Genomic DNA, 18,848 nt, shown 5'->3' on the forward strand with positions numbered 1-18,848 from the left:
CGCCGCTGCCCGGAGCGGGTGCTCCGGGCAGCGGCTCGCGCGGGTCGGTTCCGGACGGAACCGGGGCCGTCAGTCGGCGGCGGGCGCGGTGACCGTCGGGGCCGTGTCCACGGCCTTCGCCGCGTCCTCGGCCTCGAGGGCGTGCGCGGCCTTCGCGGCGCGGCGCTTCATGAACCAGGCCGAGAACGCCCCGATGGCGACGGCGAGGAGCAGGCCGATCCAGGAGAACTTCGACAGCCACTGCTCGGCGACCTTGCCGACCTGGTAGACCAGCCACGTCGTACCGCCGGCCCAGACCACGCCGCCGAGGACGTTGGCGATCAGGAACTTCCAGTACGGCATCTTCAGGGCGCCCGCCAGCGGGCCGGCGAAGATGCGCAGCAGGGCGATGAAGCGGCCGAAGAAGACCGCCCACATGCCCCACTTCTGGAAGGAGCGCTCGGCGCTGGCCAGGTGGCCGGGTCCGAAGTGCTTGGGGAACTTGCGGCCGAGCTTCTCGAACAGCGGCTTGCCGCCCTTGCGGCCGATCGAGTAGCCGATCGAGTCGCCGATGATCGCGCCGGCGATCGCGCAGACCGCCACCCAGACCGGGCTGACCACGCCGCGCGAGGCCAGCAGGGAGGCGGAGACCAGGGCGATCTCCCCGGGGAGCGGGATGCCCAGCGACTCCAGTCCGATGATCAGCGCAACGAGGGCGTACACCGCGCCCGGTGGTACGCCTTCGATCCAGGCGTCGATGTGCAGCAAGGCCAGTACCTCCGTGGCAGGACGAGACCCGCGGCAGGCCCGCCCGGGTCCCGTTCAGGTCCCCGCGGCTCGCGCGCCGGTCTCGACAGTCGTCCGAATGGCGGCACCAGGCCGCTCCCCGAGAGGGCAGCCTAACGTGCCGGGCGGCCCGTCCCCTCGGCCGATCACCCCTGCGTACGACGTGCGGGACGGCCCGGCGGTTCCGCGCCCCGGGGCGTCGGCGGGACCCGGTCTCCGCCGGGCGGTGCGCGGGGGCGTGCGCCGGAGCGACCGGCGGTCGTGCGGTCGGGCGCGCGCCGACCGTGCTTGACGTGCTCGCGCACGCCACCGAATCGGATTGGTCACGGTTCGCCGAACGCCGCCCGAACGGGCTTCCGGAGGCGCCGAGCAGGTCTAACCTCCCTTGCTGTCAGGGCAGTTGATGTCACTGGGGGTCGCCGTGATGATCCGTGCCCGCAACATCCGCAAGCGCGCCGCCCTCACCGCCACGTCCACCGGACTGGCCCTGGCCCTTGTCTCCGGCTGCGGTGACGGCGGCGGGAGCCCGGCCGCCGACACCCTCGCCTCCACCTCGGCCGGACCGTCGGTGGCCGACACCCCACCGAGCGTTCCGACGACCGACCCGACACCCGCTCCGCCCACCTCTGCCCCGGCCCCTCCCCCGGCAGCGACCAGGTCGGCCGACCCCACCCCGACCGCCACCGCGACGGCCGCTCCGAGCCCCGTCCGCACGACCAGCAGACCACCGTCCCGGCCGAGCACCGCCCCTCCCGTCGCCACCCCCACCTCCACCCCCCGGCCGAGCACCCCCGTCCCCACCAGGGCCCTCACCACCGCACCTCCGGCGGGCGGCGCGGCCTCGCTGTGGGGCGGCCTGTACCGGGGCACCGCCCAGGTCACAGTCCAGCTGTACGACTACTGCTCGCTCAACGGCGCCCGGCGGCCGGCCGGCTCGCAGACCTACTCGATGCCCACCACGCTGACCGTCGCGCGCCCCAGGGAGGCCGGCGGCCTGCGCGAGAACAACCCCTTCGCCCTGCTCCTGTCCGTCGGGCAGCCGACGCAGACGGGGGCGTTCACGCTGGGCACGTCCGCCGCCGTCGCGGCCGGCGCGGGACAGCTCCTGCTGACCTACTGGCAGCTGTCCTGGGACAACGGCACCCTGCGCGGGCAGCTCACCGACACCCACGCGCGCGAGGCCGCCGCGCTCAACCTGGTCAACTGGGCCACCCTGCTCGTACCGTGCCGCCCCGAGCTGGGCACCCTCCCGGGCGGCATGCCGCACTCGGTCGCCGTCGGCGCGAGCCTCTCCGGGCAGCTCACCGCCGCCGGCACTTCGCTGACCGCCAAGGGCGCCTCCGACGACGGCCTGGTCGAGTTCGCGTTCGAGTTCAGTGGGAGCCGCTGAGTGGACGGCACCGCGCTGGCCGCCTGGGGGACGCGCGTCGCGGCGATCGCCGCCCCGGACGAGCGGGACCTCGCCCCGTCGATCACCCTCGCCTACGCGGCCGGGGGCCGGGCCCGCCGGGACCTCTACCGCCGGGCCGGCCACACCCCGGGCGGCATCGGCGGCGGGCTGGTCACCGTCCTGCCGCAGCTGCTGGACGCGCTGGCCTACGCGACCCGCGAGGTCGGGGACGCGCTGGGCAGCGCGCAGTTCGGGAACCTGGTGTCGGCGACGGCCCTGCTGATCAGCCTGCGGCGGCGGTCCGACCCCGCTGCCCCGCGCGACCCCGGCACCCCTCCCGGCGCCGGTACCGGACCAGGGGAGCCGACCGCCGCGGCCGTGCACGCCGCCGACCTGCTCGCCGACCGGCTCCGGTCCCGGGGAGTGCCGCCGCCGGACGCCGACCGACTGGCCTGCGAGCTGCTGGCCGGACTCCTCAACAGCCCGGACCGGAGCGGGGCCGCGGCCTTCCTCGACCGGCTGGTCGCCGCCGAGCCCCCGGAGCCCACGGTCCGGACCGGCGGTCGGCTGTTCGGCCGCCGACGCCGCGTCCGGGTCCAGGTCCGGGCCGCCGACCCGCCAGCCGCCCCGGGACCGGCCACGGACGGCACCGACCCCGACGGCCCCGACGGCCCCGGGGACACCCCGTGAGACGTCCGCCCGGGCCACCGCCCTGGCTGTGGCTGCTGGTCGGCCTCTACCTGTCCCAGCTGCCGGGAACCGTCACCTGGTGGACCGCCCAGGTCAAGGACCTCCTCGGCCTGGGCGCCTACCCCGAGCAGGTCGCCGGCACCGGCGGCTTCCGCGCGCTGCTGGCGCTGTCCGTCGCCCAGCTCCCCCCACCGCGTTCCTGCTCGCCGGGATCCTCGCCCTGCCGCTGCCCCGGCTGCGGTGCCGGTTCACCGAGTGGAGCCACGGCCTGCGGCGGCCCCTCCCCGGGGAGCCCTTCGCCGAGATCCAGCGGTTCCTGGCCGAGCGGGCGCCCGGCGTCGAGCTGCGCGTCAGCCCGACCCGCTCCGAGCTGACCGCCCGCGTGTACCCCGCCGGACCGCGCGCGACCCGGATCGCCGCCTTCGTCCCGCTCACCGTGCTCTGGCGCCGCGACCGGGCGGCCGCCGAGACCCTGCTGCTCCACGAACTCGGCCACCACCGCAACGGGGAGCAGCACGTCGCCGGGCTCGGCAGCCCGTTCGTGGCCCTGCTGCGGAGCTGGCCCTACGTCTTCGCGCTCTGCGGGCTGCTGCCGGCGGTCCTTCTGCTGGTGTCGGGCGAACCGTCGGCGCACCTGATGTTCGCCCAGGTCGTGCTGGTGGTGCTGCGGGTCCCCGAAGTACTGCTGCTGCCGGTCGGCGCGCTGTGGAGCGCCGAACTCGCGGCCGACCGGCACGCCGCGGCCGCACGGGGCGGCGCGGAGGTGCTTCGCGTGCTGGACGCCACGGACGAGGCCGACACCGGCCGGCTGGCCGCCCTGCACCACCCGCCCGCGCGGCTCCGGCGCTGGTTCGCGCACCGGTCCGGGAGCCCGTCGGCGCAGCTGCTGCTCGTGTCGCTGCTGCCCTTGGCACTCCTCGCCGACCTGCTGCTGACGACCGCGGGCGCGACCGTCGCCTACCGGCTGCTGGACGTGCCCTGGGGGCGGGCCGCCGGACGGGCACTGTCGCTCGCGGAACACCAGGTCACCGGCGGCCCCGAGTGGTGGGCCGTGCTGGCCGTCCTCGCCGTGTGGCCGCTGCTGGCACCGCTCCGGCCCCGGTTCTGGGCATCGGACGGCCACCCGGACGGCACTCTGTCGCCCGGGCCCTACGCGACGGCCGCCCTGGTACCGGCGCTGGTCCTGGCCGTCGGCCTGGCACCGTGGGGCACCACGGCCGACCCGGTCGCGAAGACGACCTCGCCGACGTCCACCGCCTCCCCGGTGCCGCCGGTCCTCCCCCTCGACCCGACGTCCACCGCCTGCCCGACGCCTTCCCCGCCCGACACCCTGGCCCGACGGCCGGGACGGGACGTGGCCGATCATGGGTGGAAGTCATGACCGGCCGCGCCTCGTGCGAACCGGCCGGCCGCCGTGGGGTGAGCAGTGGAGGTGCTTGTGGGAGAGCTGAGCGCGTCGGCGTCGGCCGTGGTGCGGGCGGACCGGTTCGAGTGGTTCCGCGAAGCGGTGTCGACCGACGTGATGCCCCTCTCGATCCGCACGGAGCGTCCGTCCGGCTTCCGGGCGGAGATCACCGACCTCCGGCTCGGCCCGGTCCAGCTGTCGACGTTCTCCTACTCCCCCGTGGTGGCCCGTCGCAGCGCCGCCCACGTCCGGAAGGGGGATCCCGAGCAGTACCAGCTCGCGCTGATCACCCACGGCGCCATCCGCACCTCTCAGCTCGGCAACGAGTCCCTGGTCTCGGGTGACCTGGTACTGACGGACACCTCGCGCCCGATGGAGAACGAATCCGGCGGCGACGGCGCCGGGGTCGACGTGGTGATGCTGCGCATCCCCCACTCCGACCTGCCGTTCCGCCCCGACAAGGTGGACGGTCTGCTCGCCAGGCCGATCCCCGCCCGGGCGGGCACCGGAGCGATCCTGGCCGGTTTCCTGGTCTCGCTGTTGGACCAGCGCTCCCACTGCGGCCCCGGGGAACTCCCCCGGATGGGACACATCACCCTCGACCTGGCCAGGGCCTGCGTCGCCCAGCAGTTGGGGACCCCGGGTGAGGCACCGGCCGAGGCCCGCACCCAGCTGATGCGGCAACGGGTCCACCGCTTCATCGAGGACAACCTGGGTGATCCGGACCTGACCCCGCAACAGCTCGCCGACCGCCACCACATCTCCCTGCGTTCACTCCACCTCCTTTACCGCGACCAGCCGCTGAGCGTGGCGGCACACATCCGCCGGGCCCGGCTCGAACGGGCCCGCGGCGACCTCGCCCGCCCGGAGCTGCGCGGTCTGCCGATCCAGGCGATCGCCGCCCGCTGGGGCTTCACCAGCGCCACCGCATTCAGCCGGGCGTTCCGCGACGCCTACGGCAGCACCCCCACCGAACACCGGGCGAGCGCCCTGTCGGTGCCGTAGGGCGCGTCGTCGGGCAGGACCGAACGCGCAGAGGTCCGAGCCGCGGGCGCCGACGCCGTCGTGGACGGTCGCGGACGCCGACGCCGTCGTGGACGCCCCACCGCGGCCGCCGGTCAGGGCCGGGCGGCGAAGTCCAGGACGGTGACGGTGGGGCGGTGGGTGGACAGCGGGGGGACGGCGAGGGTCAGGGGGAGCAGGGAGGCCAGGGGGCCGTGGTCGGCGGTGGGGCGGACGTCGCGGACGGCGGCGACGGCCGGGCTCGCGGTGCGGAGCTTGTCGCGTTCGCGGGCGTCCATGGCCCACGGCATCGGGGGTGCCTGGTAGCCGGGGGTGCGCATCTTTCCCGACCGGGTGAGGCGGGCGAACCAGCGCGGGACGGCGTCCAGGACGAGGGAGCCGCCGGGGAAGCGCTCGGCGCAGGCGGCGACGAGTTCGCGGACGCGGGGCGGGGGGAGGTACATCAGCAGGCCCTGGGCGGTGATCAGGACGGCGCGGTCGCGGTCCACCGCCTCGGCCCAGGTGAGGTCGGTGGCGTCGGCGGCCAGGTAGCGCTGGCGCGGGCCGGGCGGCAGGAGCCGTTCGCGCAGTTCCGTCGCTTCGGGGAGGTCGACGGAGAGCCACTGCGCGCGGCCGTTGTCGACCCGCCAGTACTGGGTCTCCAGGCCCTCCCCCAGGCAGACGACCGTGCCGCGCGGCTCGCGGGCCAGGAAGTCGGCCACCTCGCGGTCGAAGCAGCCCACCCGCAGCGCCTGGAGGCGGGACTGCAGGCGACTGGTGCCGAAGCGCTCCGCGAACGGGAAGTCGATCCGGTCGACGAGTTCGACGGCCTTGGGGTCGTGCAGCAGCGCGTCCGGCCGGCGGGCCTCGACGGCCCGCTGCCAGAGGGTCCACAGTGCCGTCTCGGGCACCGCCGCCAGTTCCGGACGCTCCGGGCCGCTCATCTCTCGCTCGCTCCCTCGGGTGGTGGGTGTCCCCCCGGGACCTGGTCGGCTGCGACCGGGTCCGCTACGACCCGCCGATTCTGACACCGCCGGGGGCGTGAACCCGGAGTGCGGCGGCCCGGCGCGCCGGGCCGCGCTCCCGCGCGCCGCTCAGCCGACGCTGAACGCGCCGTCCGGCGGGGGCGGGGAGTCGGTGGCGGTGGCGTCGGTGACCGGGGCGGTGCGGCCGGCGAAGGCCGCAAGGTCCGCGCCGTCGGTCAGCCGGGCCGGGAAGATGTCACCGGCCAGCCGCCGGACGAGGTCCGCGACCGGCAGCGGTCCGGCGGAGCCGACCAGCAGGATGTTGCCGTACCGGCGCCCGCGCAGCACGGGCGGCTCGGCGATCAGGCAGGTCTGCGGGAAGACCGCGCGCAGCGTCGCCGTCTGGGCGCGGGCGAAGGCGAGCGGGGCGCCGTCGGCGAGGTTGGCCGCGTAGAGGCCGCCGGGCCGCAGCACGGCGGCGGCCAGGCGCAGGAACTCCACCGAGGTGAGGTGAGCGGGGGTGCGCGAGCCGTGGAACACGTCCGCGACGACGAGGTCCAGGCTGCCGGGCGCGGTCCGGGCCAGGGTGGCGAGGGCTTCGCGGGCGTCGCCGACCTCGGCGGTGATGTCGACGCCGGGCCCCCGCCAGGGGAGCTGCTGTTCGACCAGGTCGAGCAGCGGGCCGTCCACCTCGACCACGCGCTGGCGGGAGCCGGGGCGGGTGGCGGCGAGGTAGCGGGGCAGGGTCAGGGCGCCGCCGCCGAGGTGGAGCACGTCCACCGGGCCACCCTCCGGCCCGCCCTCGAGCCCCTCCGGCCCGTCGAGCGCGTCGACGAGGTGGCCGAGGCGCCGGGTGTACTCGAACTCCAGGTGCGTCGGGTCGCCGAGGTCGACGTAGGACTGCGGGGTGTCGTCCAGGGTCAGCAGCCAGCCGCCGTCGTGGTCGACGTCGGGGAGCAGCTTCGCCCGCCCGAGGTCGGTCTCGCGCAGCACGGGCAGTCGTTCGTCGACCGGGGAGTCCTGGGACGGTGCGGCGGACGGTGCGGCGGTCGGGTCGGGCATCTCGGGCATGTCCGCAGCATAGGCGCCGGGTCCGAGTCGCCGTCACGCCCGAGGCTACCGGCCGGTATCGTCAGGGGGTCCGGGTGCCGGGGTTCCGGCGTCCCGCGATTCCGACCGGAGTCCGACCAGAGATTGGGTGCGAGTGGCCATGGAGTTCCGCGAAGACGTCCTGGGTGCCCCCTACGAGGCGGCGGAGCTGCCGCTGCGCCCGGACGAGGAGGGCGAGGTCACGGCGACGCTGGTGCGCCGGCTGGTCCCCGGTTCGGAGCAGGCCGTCCTCTACATCCACGGTTACAACGACTACTGGTTCCAGACCCACCTCGCCGACCACTACGTGGCCGCCGGCTTCTCCTTCTACGCGATCGACCTGCGCAAGTACGGCCGCTCGCTGCGCGCGCACCACTCGCCGAACTTCGTCCGCGACCTCGCCGCCTACGACGAGGAACTGGACCAGGCGGTGCGGATCATCCGCGAGCAGGACGGCCATCGCCGGCTGCTGATCAACGGGCACTCCACCGGTGGGCTGATCGCCGCCCTGTGGGCCGGCCGCCGGGCCGGTCGGGGCCTGGTCGACGGGCTGTTCCTCAACAGCCCGTTCCTGACCATGCCGGCCTCCCCCGCCGTGCGCACCCTCGGCGCCCCGGCGCTGGAGGCGATCGCCCGCATCGCGCCGACCCGGGTCCTGCCGTCCGCGCTCAACCCGCATTACGTGCACAGCCTGCACCGGGACTTCCGCGGCGAGTGGGACTTCGACCTGAAGCTCAAGCCGGCCGAGGGCGTGCCGCTGTTCGCCGGCTGGCTGGCCGCGATCCAGCGCGGCCACCGCGAGGTGCGGCGAGGGCTCGGCATCGACGTGCCGGTGCTGCTGATGGCCTCCACCGCCTCGATCGCCACCACCCGCTGGCACGCCGCGCTGCACCACGCGGACGCCGTCCTGCGCGCCGACGACATCGCGGCCGCCGGTCCGCACCTGGGCCGCCATGTGACGATCGTCCGGATCAAGGGCGGGATGCACGACCTGGTGCTGTCCGGCGAGACCGCCCGCACCCAGGTGTTCGCCGAGCTCGACCGCTGGCTGGGCGCCTACTTCCCGCTCGCGGTGCACTGACGCGATGCACTGACGCGGCGCACTGCACCGCTGCACCGCTGCACCGCCACGGTGCACCGGGTCGAAGCTTCGTTCGGGAAGAACCGAAGATCCGTTCGGGGGGTCGGGGGCGCGCCGCCCCCGGCCCCCCGATCACTCCCCGTGCGCCTGCTGTGCGCCCGCGAGTTCGTGCAAGGCTGACCGGGCCATTGTCACTTACCTTGCCCAACAGGCGAGTTGAGGAGCCAGCATGCCGCATGAACACGGCCCGCAGGAAGACCGCCCGTCCGGACACAGCGATCCCTCCCTGTACCGCACGCCCACCGAGGCGATCGCCGCTCCACCCGAGAAACTCGCCTACGTCGCCGGGTTCGACCGGTCGGCGCAGCGGCCGGACGCGCTGATCACCGTCGACACCGACCCGGCGTCGCCGAGCTACGGGCGCGTGCTCAACTTCACCGACATGCCCGATGTGGGCGACGAACTGCACCACTTCGGCTGGAACGCCTGCTCCAGCGCCCTCGCGCACGCCTGCCACGACAACCCGGAGCGGCGCTACCTGCTGCTGCCGGGGCTGCGGTCGTCCCGGCTGCACGTGCTCGACACCCGGCCGGACCCGGTCCGGCCCAGACTGGTGAAGACGGTGGCGGCGGAGGAACTGGCCGCGAGAGCCGGGTACTCCCGGCCGCACACCCTGCACTGCGGGCCCGACGGCGTCTTCCTGTCCTGCCTCGGCGCGGCCGCGGGCGGCGACGGACCCGGCGGGGTCGCCCTGCTCGACCACACCACCTTCGACGTGCTGCGCCCCTGGGAGACGGAGCGCGGCTCGCAGAACTTCTCCTACGACGTGTGGTGGCACCTGGGCAGCAACGTGGGCGTCACCAGCGAGTGGGGCACCCCGTGGATGGTCGAGGACGGCGTGGTGCCGGAGCTGCTGCTCGGCCGCAAGTACGGGCACGCGCTGCACTTCTGGGAGCTGGACACCGGGCGGCACCTGCAGCGGATCGACCTCGGCGACCAGTACCAGATGGTGCTGGAGCTGCGCCCGGCCCACGACCCGCAGGCCGAGTGGGGCTTCGCCGGGGTGGTCACCAATGTGGAGGACCTCTCGGCCTCGGTCTGGCTCTGGTACCGGCAGGGCGAGGCGTTCACGGCGCGCAAGGTGATCGAGATACCCGCCGAACCGGCGAAGGCCGAGGACCTGCCGCCCGTGCTCCAGCCCTTCGGCGCCGTGCCGCCGCTGATCACCGACATCAACCTGTCGGTGGACGACCGCTGGCTGTACGTCTCGGCCTGGGGCACGGGGGAGTTGCTCCAGTACGACGTGTCGGACCCGTTCCACCCTCTGCTCACCGCCTCGGTGCGGCTGGGCGGGGTGACGGCCAGGACCCCGCACCCGGCCGAGCCGGGCCGCCCGCTGAGCGGAGCACCGCAGATGGTCGAGATCAGCCGGGACGGGCGGCGGGTCTATCTCACCAACTCGCTCTACGGTGCGTGGGACGACCAGTTCTACCCGGACGGCATCGAGCCGTGGATCGTCAAGCTGGACGCCGACCCGGAGGCGGGCGGGATGACCGTGGACCACCGGTTCTTCCCGCACGGCGCGGAGTTCCGGGGGTTGCGGGTGCACCAGACGCACCTGGCGGGCGGCGACGCCTCCTCGGACTCCTACTGCTACCGGTAGCGGCGGCCCGTTAGCGGCGGCGACCGGGCAGCCCGTTCTCGGACGCTCAGAACCGGCCGAGCACCGGGTCGTGGTGGATCCGGGCGGCGGGCAGCCCGGCGGCGGCCAGGCGGGTACGCACCTCGTCGACCAGGCCCGCCGGTCCGCTGACACAGGCCCGGTGCTCGGACCAGTCGGCGGCCCGGCCGACCGCCTCGGCCAGCCGCCCGCCGGGGGCGATCGGGTCCCCACCGCCCTCGGTGACCGGGACGAGTTCCAACCAGGGCTTGCGGAGGCCGAGTTCGGCCAGCGCCGGCCAGTCGTAGAGCTCGTCCCGGTTCCGCGCACCGACGAAGAGGTGGACCCGCTGTCCGCGCGGGCGGTGCTCCACCAGCCGCTCCACGATCGCCTTCATCGGGGCGAGTCCGGTGCCGCCCGCCACCAGCAGGAGGTCCCTGGTGTCGTCCTCCGGCATCAGCGTGCCGCGCGGCGGCCCCAGCCGGAGGCGGTCGCCGACGGCGGTGCTCCCGACCAGGGCCGCGCTCACCCCGCCCGGCCCGGTGCGGCGGACGTGGAACTCCAACTCGTTGTCGGCACGCGGCGCGCAGCCCATCGAGTACTGCCGCCAGGTGTGCGGCAGGGCCGGGTGCTCGACCGTCCCGTACTGTCCGGCCCGGTACGGGTAGGGCTCGCCGGTCCGCACCCGGAGCACGGCGAGGTCGTGCCGGCGGCGCTCGTGGCCGACCACCGTGGCGTGCCAGTACGGGGGTTCGGTGAGCGCCGCCTCCGCGCCCGCCACCATCGAGCGGACGGCGAAGCGCAGCATCCGCACCCAGGCCGCTTCCAGCCCGGCGTGCCACCGGGCGTCGGCCCGGTGCCGGATCGCCTCGCGGAGCGCCTCCTCGAAGGCCTCGTAGTGGACCGGCCGGACACCGAGCTTCCGGTGGTCGCGGCCGAGCCGGGTGAGGGTGTCGGCGAGTTCGTCCGGCCGGTCCAGCCGCTCGATCAGGTACTCGAACATCCGCTCCAAGTGGGCCTGCTGGAACTCCATGGACTCCGGGAACAGCGCGCGCAGGAACGGGCGGCGGCGGAACATGCAGGCGTAGAGGTGGTCGATGAGCTCGTCGAACGGGGTGACCAGGGCCAGGTCCCGGAGGATCAGCCGCCGGTCGGCCGCCCCGTCGTAGCCGTCTGCACCACTCAGAGGCGAGGGCACGTCCTCGGGCGCGGTGGGGAAGGACGGCGCCGGTGCGAGGATCTGTCGGCGCAACCGCATGGCATGGTGTCGCGCGATCAGCCGGTCGTACTCGGCGGTGGTGCTGGTGGTGTCCATGCCGGGCAGCCTAGCGAGTGCTGACGGTCAGTCAGCCACCCGCCGTACTGGCGCTGTTCACCGTTCCGAAGGGCGGTCGGCCGGTTCCGGGCAGGCGGCGGCCCGGAACCGGCGCGGAACCAGTAAACGGCTCCGCCCGGGGGTCGGCACAGGGCCGGTGGTCCCTGGCCGGACGGGACCACCGGCCCGCCGCGGGCTCCGGGAAGAGGACTACCGACCCGTCGACGAAGCTTCCGAACCCGAGGCCGAAGCCGAAGCCGAAGCCGAGCCGGAGCCCGACCCGGAACCGGAGCCCGAGTGCGACTGCCCGGTGGCGATCCAGCTCGCCAGCAGCCGCAGCGACTCGGCCGAGGGCGAGCCCGGCTCCGCGTGGTACGCGACCAGCACCTGGTCCGGGTCCCCGGCCGGCCGGAAGGTCTCGTAGCGCAGCGTCAACGGGCCGACCACCGGATGGCGCAGCTCCTTGACCCCGTGCCCCTTGTCCAGGACGTTGTGCGCCGCCCAGAGCCGCCGGAAGTCCTCGCTCTTGACCGAGAGTTCGCCGATCAGCGAGGTCAGCCGGGGGTCGTCCGGGTCGCGGCCCGCGTCGAGCCGGAGCATTCCCACCAGGTCCGCCGCCTTGCTCTCCCAGTCCAGGTAGAGGTCCCGGTTGCCCGGTTCGAGGAAGACGTGCCAGGCCAGGTTGCGCCGCTCCGGCGGCAGCGCCGCGACGTCCCCGATCACGGCGTTGCCGAGGCGGTTCCAGGCGAGCACGTCGAGCCGCCGCCCCAGGACGTAGGCCGGGACACCGTCCATCGCGTCCAGCAGCTGCGTCAGCTCGGGCCGGACCTGCTGCGTGCGCATCGGGCGGCCTCGGCCGGAGCGGCGGCGCACCGGCCGGGTGATCCGCAGCAGGTGCTCGCGCTCGGCCGGTTCGAGCCGCAGCGCGCGGGCTATCGCCTCCAGGACGGCCGTGGAGACGTTCTCGCCGTTCCCCTGCTCCAGCCGGACGTAGTAGGCGGTGCTCACCCCGGCCAGCTGGGCCAGCTCCTCGCGGCGCAGCCCCGGGACGCGGCGGCGGCCGCCGTAGTCGGGCAGCCCGACATCGGCCGGCCGCAGCCGGGCCCGCCGGGACCGCAGGAATTCGCTGAGCTCGGTGCGCTGGTCCATGCCAGCAGTATGGGCCCGCCCGCCCCGGTGGACGGGCGCCGTGGGTGATACTGCCAGTGGTAGGACCGGCGGTCGTACGACGACCACTGACCTGGCCCGCCCCGAACGGCGCGCCGAGGCTTGGGGCATGACGAACACGACGGTCACCGCACACACCATCGACAGCGCGGACGCCACCGACAGCGCAGGCACCACCGACACCGACAGCACCGCCGCGGCGGAGACCCCCGGGACCCCCGACCGGCCCGGCCGGATCGCGGTCTGGGCCGCCCCGACCCCGAAGGCCCCGCTGGAGCGCACCACCGTGCCGCGCCGGGCGCTCGGCCCGCACGACATCCTGATCGACGTCCGCTACGCCGGGATCTGCCACTCGGACATCCACCAGGTCGACGAGGACTGGGGCCCCGGCATCTTCCCGATGGTCCCGGGCCACGAGATCGCCGGGGTGGTCGCGGCGACCGGCTCCGCCGTCTCGCGCTGGACGGTCGGCGACCGGGTCGGCGTCGGCTGCTTCGTGGACTCCTGCCGGGAGTGCGACAACTGCCGCGCCGGGCTCGAGCAGTACTGCACGGGCGGGAACGGCATCGTCCTCACCTACAACGGCCGCGGCCGGGACGGCTCGCCGACCTACGGCGGGTACGCGAAGCAGTTGGTGGTGGACGAGGGGTACGCCCTGCGCATCCCCGACGCGCTGCCGCTGGACGTGGCCGCGCCGCTGCTCTGCGCGGGCATCACGGTCTACTCGCCGCTCAGCCACTGGGGCGCCGGGCCGGGGCGGAAGGTCGCCGTGGTCGGGCTCGGCGGGCTCGGCCACCTGGGGGTGCGGCTCGCCCGGGCCAAGGGCGCGGAGGTCACCGTGCTCAGCCAGTCGCTGCGCAAGCGGGAGGACGGGCTCCGGCTCGGCGCCCACGACTACCGCGCCACCTCCGACCCGGCGACGTTCACCGAGCTGGCCGGACGGTTCGACCTGATCCTCAACACCGTCTCGGCCGACCTCGACCTGAGCGCCTACCTCGGGCTGCTGCGCACCAACGGCACGCTGGTCCAGCTGGGCGCGCCGGCGAAGCCGGTCAGCGTGGGCGCGCACTCGCTGCTCATGGGGCGGCGGTCGCTCTCGGGCTCGATGATCGGCAGCCTGGCGGAGACCCAGGAGATGCTGGACTTCTGCGCCGAGCACGGGATAGGCGCGGAGATCGAGCTGATCCCGGCGGAGGGCATCAACGAGGCGTACCGGCGGGTCCTGGCGAGCGATGTGCACTACCGCTTCGTCATCGACACGGCCACCATCTGACGCCCGCCGACGGGTCGCCCGGCCCTGCCGGTCTCCCGGCACACCGGCTCGCCCGACGGAACTCGCGACGAACGACGCCCCGTCCCCGGCGCTCTCCCTTCGCCGGGGGCGGGGCGCCGGTCCTGTCGGCCGGGGCGGGCGCCGGTCACCGGCCGCGACCGGCGTCCGCCACGGCCTCCTCAGACGCCGGCCGGGTCGGCGGCCTTGCGTCCGGTCCGGTCCCGGCGCAGCCAGCGGCGGCGCGGGGGCTGGTCGGGCAGCCACCCGAAGGCGAGGCAGCTGCCGATCACGCCGAACAGCATCCCGAGCAGGAAGCCGCCGAGGTTGGAGGTGAGCCAACTGCCCAGCGAGGCGAGCACGGCGAGGATCGAGTAGAACAGCCGCTGGGCCGGGTTGAAGAGGATCAGCAGGCCGCAGAGCACCATCACCGCCGGGACGAGGTAGCCGGCCAGCCCCTGGATCCCGATGTGCAGGACGATGGGCAGCGGGGCGCGCAGCGTGAAGAGGATCTCGGCGCCGCCGAACAGGACCAGCACACCGCCCCAGAACGGCCGGCGGCCGCGCCAGCCGCGCCAGGACCGCCGGGCCCGGGCGACCGCACCCGCCCGGGCCTTCGGCCCCGCCTGTACCTCGGATCCTGCCTGTACCTCGGGTCCCGCCTGCACCTCGGGTCCCGCCGGTGCCTCCGGCTCGACCTGTACCGCGGACAACACCTGGGCCTCCGCCTCCGCCGGCTTCTCCGGCTCGGGTCCCGCCACCGTCAGCAGCCCTCGGAGCTGAAGCTCAGCCGGAGGTTGGGCAGCTTGAACGCGCCCGCGGTGGTGGCGTAGTTGTGCTGCCGGAGGTTGCGGATCTTGACGGTGTCGGCCTGCTGGCCGAAGACCCCGGGCAGGCCCTGGACGCCGGCCTTGGTGTAGGTGCTGGCGTCGCCGCCGATCTCGATGTTCTTGAACTCCGCGTCGCCGGACAGCAGATCGGAGTCGGTGGTGAGGTCGGTGGCGGTGACGGGCGTCCCGGCGTCACCGGCCCTGATCAGCAGGTTGATACCGCCGAGCTCGACGCTCTGGCACAGCTTGGTGAGCGAGGCCTCCTTGATCGCCGAGACCGCGACCAGTACCTGGCCCCCGGTGTCACCGGCGTTGGGACTGTCCTTGATCATGTGGTCCAGGCTGCCGAACTGCTCGAAGCCGACGCCGTCCAGGCTGTCGGCGGTGACGACGAACGGCATGCCGGATATGTCGAACTGGGCGGCGAGCACGCCCTGCGCGGTCAGGGCCATCAGCACCGCGCCGGCGGCGACGGCGGGGACGGCCATCAGCGCGGTGCGCCTCAGCCGAACCCGGCCTCTGTCCTGGCCGGGTGACGCGGGTGCCGGGGTGTTCTCGATCGGGTGGGCGGCGTCCTCGGACGTGGCCATGTGTGCTCCCTCGGGTGGTGGGGACGGGCAGGCACTGGCACGTTGCCCTGGCGCGGACAGCGTTCTGCGGCACGGCAGCGGAGGACCACCCCTCGGCAGCGGGGCGGACCGGTCGGGCCGCAGTGGGTAACTGGGAAGCTACTGCCCGGTATTGACCGGGTCAATACGGGTGCACGAAGGATCATCGTCCGCTCCCCGGCGCTGATCCGGCACCGCCCCGGCCGAGGCCAGACGGCGTGCGGCCTCGGCCGGACCGAGGAAGGGCGCCAGGCAGAACAGGCTCAAGGTCGGCAGCAGCTGCGGGAGTTCGGCGGTGCGGTCGGTGTCGATGCAGCGCTGGAGGGTGGAGTAGACGCCGCCGACCACCGCGTCGACCATCGCCTCTGCCCCGATGCCGTCCGGGAGTTCGGGGATCTCGGCGAAGAACGCGCGGAACTTGAGCAGGAGTTGCTCCCGCTCACGGCGCCCGGCCGGGCCGACCGCGTCCAGTTCGATCACCGCCATGGTCGCGAAGGCCGGCACCCCGGCCAGCAGTCCGAGCATCGCCCGGAGCGCCTCGCGGATCCCGCTGCACCAGTCCGGCGAGGCCGCGAACGCCCGCGCCATCCGCCGGATCACCACCCCGGTGCCGTGCCGGTGGGCGGCGAGGAAGGCGTCCTCCTTGCCGCTGAACAGCTCGTAGAAGACCGGCCTGGTCACCCCCGCGGCGCGACAGATGTCGCTCACCGTGGCGCGCTGGTAGCCGTGTTGCGCCACCGTGTGGACCAGGCCGTCGAGCAGGCGCTCCCGCTGGGTCGCCGCGACCACCCCGGGCGGCAGCCGGCTCGGGCCGCGTTTGATCGAGCGGGCCGGGTCGCGCCCGGTGCGCGCACCGGGGATCAGGACCACGTCGGCACTACCGCGGAGATCCGGGTCCATTGCCATCTTCCGTCCCCAACTCCTGTGCATTGCCTTGACATTGGCGCGACATCAGGTTTACAACACTGGCGGGTTTCCAATCCGCGGCCGAGGCCGCCGGAAGCCCGCACGCGTTCCGACTGCTCAGTATGGCGAACGCATGCCCGGCGGTGGCAGCCGTCGACGTGCACCCTGCACTCCCGCACTTGCGCTGGACCGTTCCACCCCGCCGTACCCCGCCGTACTCAGCCGTACCCGGCCGGTTCCTTCCGGCCGGCCCAGGCCGTGTCGTACCCGCCGCACAACGTCGTGCCGCCGGTACCGCGCCGTACGGGCGGGCCCGTGGCGCCGGGCCCGCCGAGTCGCCGTTCGCGGCGCCCCACCTCGCAGCACACCCTCACCCGTCCCGGCCGGGCCGCGGCCGACGATGCCGCGCGCACCCCCACACCGACCGCACGGGCTCCCCCACCCGACTCGCCCGGAGAGGCACACCCTCATGCGCATCCGCCGTACCCTCGGAGCCACCGCCCTCGCCGCCGCCGCGGTGCTGGCCGCCGGCACCATGACCCCCGCCCAGGCCGCCGGCTCCGCCGTGCTCACCCACACCTCGGTGGGCGGGCCGAACATCGCCGTCGGCGACGTGCTCACCGCCGACCTGGTGTCCGGCAGCTTCGCCACCTTCTACTCCAGCGCCACCGGCACGAGCGGCATCAAGTGCGCCGCCTCCTCCTTCTCGGCGACCGTCACCAGCAACCCGGCCGCGCCCGGGGTCGCCACCGAGCAGCTCAACACCCAGACCTTCGGCTCCTGCACCGCCAACGTCATCGGCGTCACCTCCGTGCAGAGCATCACCGTCAACAACCTGCCCTACACCAACTCGGTCAGCGACGCCCCCGGCAACCCGGTCTCGCTCGACCCCACCGCCGTCGGCCCGCTCCAGACCACGGTGGTGCTGAAGACCATCCTCGGCACCATCACCTGCGTCTACCGCGCGCCCGCCGGCATCAGCGGCACCACCAGCAACGTCGGCCAGACCATCGGCTTCAACGCCCAGGCCCTGCCCAAGGTCTCCGGCCCGAGCACCTGTTTCGCGACCGGGTACTTCAGCGCCACCTACGGGCCGGTGAAGGACAGCTCGGTCGCCGGCAGCCCGCACGTCTACATCAACTGACCCCTCCCGGACCGCCCCTCCCGGACTGCTCCTCCCGCCGGGGCCGGTACGACACCGGGCGGGGTGCGGCCGCCGCCGCACCCCGCCCCACCGGCTCGCCCCTCGCCCGGCTCCCCCGCCTGCCGGGTGCCGCCACGTCCGGTAGACAGAGAGGCCGGGACAGCGAAGTGACCCACCGGTAGGGTGCTGGCGACGGACACCGGACCACGGGGATGCGGGGCAGGCATGGTCGGCGAGGGCACGCAGTTCTTCGAGTCGGTGGCCGACACGGCCGCACGGCTGGCCGAGGTCGGCTACCTGGCCTCCACGGAGGTCGCCACCACCGTCTTCCTCGCCGACCGGCTCGGCAAGCCGCTCCTGGTCGAAGGCCCGGCCGGCGTCGGCAAGACCGAACTCGCCAAGGCCGTCGCCGCACTCGGCCGGGCCCGGCTGGTCCGGCTCCAGTGCTACGAGGGCATCGACGAGTCCCGCGCCCTCTACGAGTGGAACCACGCAAAGCAGTTGCTGCGGATCACCGCCGGACGGGACGAAGGCTGGGACGCGGCCCGCACCGACATCTTCGGCGAGGAGTTCCTGCTCACCCGGCCGCTGCTCACCGCCATCCGCGGCGACGAACCGACCGTGCTGCTCATCGACGAGATGGACAAGGCCGACGTCGAGGTCGAGGCGCTGCTGCTGGAGGTACTCAGCGACTACCAGGTCACCGTGCCCGAACTGGGCACCATCACGGCGACCCGCCGCCCCTTCGTCCTGCTCACCTCCAACGCCACCCGGGAACTCTCCGAGGCGCTGCGCCGCCGCTGCCTCTTCCTCCACCTCGACTACCCGGAGGCCGAGCTCGAACGCCGGATCGTCCGGCTGCGCGTCCCCGGGCTGGACGCGGCGCTGGCCGAGTCGCTGGTCCGGGTGGTCGGCGCGCTGCGGGCACTGGAGCTGCGCAAGGCCCCCTCGGTCGCCGAGACGGTCGACTGGGCCCGCACCCTGCTGGCGCTCGGCGCCGACACCCTGGACGAGACGGTCGTCCGGGCCACCCTCGGGGTCGTCCTCAAGCACCAGGACGACGTGCTGAAGGCCGCCCAGAAGCTCACCCTCGCGTGACCGTCCCGCCCCCGTCCGGTGTCCCCTCCGCCCCCGCGGACCTCGCCGCCCGGCTGACCGCCTTCGTGCGCGCGCTGCGCACCCACGGGCTGCGGATCGGGCCCGCCGAGACGGTCGACGCCGCGGCCGTACTGGCCGTCCTCGGCCTCGCCGAGCGCGAGCAGGTCCGGGCCGGACTCGCCGCCGCGCTGCTGCGCACCGACGGGCAGCGCGGGGTCTTCGACGCCGCCTTCGACCTGCTCTTCCCGCTCGGCGTCGGCGACCCGGAGGCGGTGCGCCGGGCCTCGGCACAGCAGACCCCGGAGGCGGCCGATCCCGCCGACCCCGGCGCGCCGGGTCCCGCCGACCTCATGGACCCGAACGCGGACCCGGCCGCGCGGCGCGAGGACCTCCGGGCGCGGCTGGTGGCGGCACTGGCCGCCGACGACCGGGCCGCCCTGGCCGGGCTCGCCGGCGAGGCGGT

General features: G+C 74.4%; 17 protein-coding genes and 1 pseudogene. 10 read left to right on the plus strand and 8 right to left on the minus strand.

The window, feature by feature from the left end; all coding sequences use genetic code 11:
* Nucleotides 1-69 precede the first annotated feature (69 nt).
* On the minus strand, nt 70-744 hold the full coding sequence (locus BI06_RS33390; protein WP_043474708.1) for a DedA family protein: 675 nt from the start codon (nt 742-744) through the stop codon (nt 70-72).
* A 424-nt stretch (nt 745-1,168) separates the two neighbouring features.
* Here BI06_RS33390 and BI06_RS33395 point away from each other — a divergent pair, with 424 nt between their 5' ends.
* The 4 genes from BI06_RS33395 (at nt 1,169) to BI06_RS33410 (ending at nt 5,255) form a co-directional block, all read left to right on the plus strand.
* Nucleotides 1,169-2,155 (plus strand): hypothetical protein, encoded by a 987-nt coding sequence (locus BI06_RS33395; RefSeq protein WP_051742497.1) that lies wholly within the window; start codon nt 1,169-1,171, stop codon nt 2,153-2,155.
* Nucleotides 2,156-2,845: a hypothetical protein gene (locus BI06_RS33400; protein ID WP_043474556.1), complete on the plus strand. Its 690-nt coding sequence runs from the start codon at nt 2,156-2,158 to the stop codon at nt 2,843-2,845.
* 79 nt (nt 2,846-2,924) lie between these two features.
* Complete coding sequence (locus tag BI06_RS33405) at nt 2,925-4,226, plus strand: hypothetical protein (RefSeq protein ID WP_149030563.1); 1,302 nt, start codon at nt 2,925-2,927, stop codon at nt 4,224-4,226.
* Between the two features lie 57 nt (nt 4,227-4,283).
* Nucleotides 4,284-5,255: a helix-turn-helix domain-containing protein gene (locus tag BI06_RS33410; RefSeq protein WP_082558870.1), complete on the plus strand. Its 972-nt coding sequence runs from the start codon at nt 4,284-4,286 to the stop codon at nt 5,253-5,255.
* A 113-nt stretch (nt 5,256-5,368) separates the two neighbouring features.
* Here the strand turns inward: BI06_RS33410 and BI06_RS33415 are convergent, their stop codons facing one another.
* Both BI06_RS33415 and BI06_RS33420 read right to left on the minus strand, forming a co-directional pair.
* Nucleotides 5,369-6,196, minus strand: coding sequence for a class I SAM-dependent methyltransferase (locus tag BI06_RS33415; RefSeq protein ID WP_043474562.1), 828 nt, complete (start codon nt 6,194-6,196; stop codon nt 5,369-5,371).
* A 150-nt stretch (nt 6,197-6,346) separates the two neighbouring features.
* Nucleotides 6,347-7,288, minus strand: coding sequence for a spermidine synthase (locus BI06_RS33420; protein WP_233290393.1), 942 nt, complete (start codon nt 7,286-7,288; stop codon nt 6,347-6,349).
* A 139-nt stretch (nt 7,289-7,427) separates the two neighbouring features.
* Between BI06_RS33420 and BI06_RS33425 the strand changes: the two genes are divergently transcribed.
* Both BI06_RS33425 and BI06_RS33430 read left to right on the plus strand, forming a co-directional pair.
* The gene (locus tag BI06_RS33425; RefSeq protein ID WP_037781490.1) at nt 7,428-8,387 is read left to right on the plus strand and encodes an alpha/beta hydrolase; all 960 of its coding nucleotides are present in this window, start codon (nt 7,428-7,430) and stop codon (nt 8,385-8,387) included.
* A 229-nt stretch (nt 8,388-8,616) separates the two neighbouring features.
* Nucleotides 8,617-10,050 (plus strand): selenium-binding protein SBP56-related protein, encoded by a 1,434-nt coding sequence (locus tag BI06_RS33430; protein ID WP_051742501.1) that lies wholly within the window; start codon nt 8,617-8,619, stop codon nt 10,048-10,050.
* A 46-nt stretch (nt 10,051-10,096) separates the two neighbouring features.
* Here BI06_RS33430 and BI06_RS33435 read toward each other — a convergent pair whose 3' ends face one another.
* Together BI06_RS33435 and BI06_RS33440 are read right to left on the minus strand one after the other, a co-directional pair.
* Entirely contained in the window at nt 10,097-11,362 is a 1,266-nt protein-coding gene (locus BI06_RS33435; RefSeq protein ID WP_037781487.1) for a globin domain-containing protein, read from the minus strand.
* A gap of 210 nt (nt 11,363-11,572) precedes the next feature.
* On the minus strand, nt 11,573-12,511 hold the full coding sequence (locus BI06_RS33440) for a helix-turn-helix domain-containing protein (protein WP_051742503.1): 939 nt from the start codon (nt 12,509-12,511) through the stop codon (nt 11,573-11,575).
* A 127-nt stretch (nt 12,512-12,638) separates the two neighbouring features.
* Between BI06_RS33440 and BI06_RS33445 the strand changes: the two genes are divergently transcribed.
* Nucleotides 12,639-13,802: an NAD(P)-dependent alcohol dehydrogenase gene (locus BI06_RS33445; protein WP_082558871.1), complete on the plus strand. Its 1,164-nt coding sequence runs from the start codon at nt 12,639-12,641 to the stop codon at nt 13,800-13,802.
* A gap of 179 nt (nt 13,803-13,981) precedes the next feature.
* Here the strand turns inward: BI06_RS33445 and BI06_RS33450 are convergent, their stop codons facing one another.
* From BI06_RS33450 to BI06_RS33460, 3 genes are all read right to left on the minus strand, one after another.
* Entirely contained in the window at nt 13,982-14,338 is a 357-nt protein-coding gene (locus BI06_RS33450) for a DUF6114 domain-containing protein (protein ID WP_051742527.1), read from the minus strand.
* Between the two features lie 224 nt (nt 14,339-14,562).
* Complete coding sequence (locus tag BI06_RS33455) at nt 14,563-15,219, minus strand: DUF6230 family protein (RefSeq protein ID WP_030396487.1); 657 nt, start codon at nt 15,217-15,219, stop codon at nt 14,563-14,565.
* Between the two features lie 138 nt (nt 15,220-15,357).
* The gene (locus BI06_RS33460) at nt 15,358-16,137 is read right to left on the minus strand and encodes a TetR/AcrR family transcriptional regulator (RefSeq protein ID WP_051742505.1); all 780 of its coding nucleotides are present in this window, start codon (nt 16,135-16,137) and stop codon (nt 15,358-15,360) included.
* Between the two features lie 475 nt (nt 16,138-16,612).
* Here BI06_RS33460 and BI06_RS33465 point away from each other — a divergent pair, with 475 nt between their 5' ends.
* From BI06_RS33465 to BI06_RS54065, 3 genes and pseudogenes are all read left to right on the plus strand, one after another.
* A complete protein-coding gene (locus BI06_RS33465) occupies nt 16,613-17,287 on the plus strand; it encodes a hypothetical protein (protein ID WP_030396485.1) in 675 nt (224 codons plus the stop codon).
* Between the two features lie 225 nt (nt 17,288-17,512).
* The gene (locus BI06_RS33470; protein WP_030396484.1) at nt 17,513-18,385 is read left to right on the plus strand and encodes a MoxR family ATPase; all 873 of its coding nucleotides are present in this window, start codon (nt 17,513-17,515) and stop codon (nt 18,383-18,385) included.
* Nucleotides 18,382-18,848 (plus strand): annotated as a pseudogene (locus BI06_RS54065) (hypothetical protein); the annotation flags it as partial. The gene BI06_RS33470 and the pseudogene BI06_RS54065, both read left to right, overlap by 4 nt.

It is taken from the genome of Kitasatospora sp. MBT66 (assembly GCF_000710405.2).
GTDB classification, from domain to species: domain Bacteria; phylum Actinomycetota; class Actinomycetes; order Streptomycetales; family Streptomycetaceae; genus Kitasatospora; species Kitasatospora purpeofusca.

Bases quoted from the DNA above. Each gene is read 5' to 3' on its own strand.
- BI06_RS33395 (WP_051742497.1), top strand. From the start codon at position 1,169: ATGTCACTGGGGGTCGCCGTGATGATCCGTGCCCGCAACATCCGCAAG.
- BI06_RS33415 (WP_043474562.1), bottom strand. From the start codon at position 6,196: ATGAGCGGCCCGGAGCGTCCGGAACTGGCGGCGGTGCCCGAGACGGCA.
- BI06_RS33420 (WP_233290393.1), bottom strand. From the start codon at position 7,288: ATGCCCGAGATGCCCGACCCGACCGCCGCACCGTCCGCCGCACCGTCC.
- BI06_RS33425 (WP_037781490.1), top strand. From the start codon at position 7,428: ATGGAGTTCCGCGAAGACGTCCTGGGTGCCCCCTACGAGGCGGCGGAG.
- BI06_RS33430 (WP_051742501.1), top strand. From the start codon at position 8,617: ATGCCGCATGAACACGGCCCGCAGGAAGACCGCCCGTCCGGACACAGC.
- BI06_RS33435 (WP_037781487.1), bottom strand. From the start codon at position 11,362: ATGGACACCACCAGCACCACCGCCGAGTACGACCGGCTGATCGCGCGA.
- BI06_RS33440 (WP_051742503.1), bottom strand. From the start codon at position 12,511: ATGGACCAGCGCACCGAGCTCAGCGAATTCCTGCGGTCCCGGCGGGCC.
- BI06_RS33445 (WP_082558871.1), top strand. From the start codon at position 12,639: ATGACGAACACGACGGTCACCGCACACACCATCGACAGCGCGGACGCC.
- BI06_RS33455 (WP_030396487.1), bottom strand. From the start codon at position 15,219: ATGGCCACGTCCGAGGACGCCGCCCACCCGATCGAGAACACCCCGGCA.
- BI06_RS33460 (WP_051742505.1), bottom strand. From the start codon at position 16,137: ATGGACCCGGATCTCCGCGGTAGTGCCGACGTGGTCCTGATCCCCGGT.
- BI06_RS33465 (WP_030396485.1), top strand. From the start codon at position 16,613: ATGCGCATCCGCCGTACCCTCGGAGCCACCGCCCTCGCCGCCGCCGCG.
- BI06_RS33470 (WP_030396484.1), top strand. From the start codon at position 17,513: ATGGTCGGCGAGGGCACGCAGTTCTTCGAGTCGGTGGCCGACACGGCC.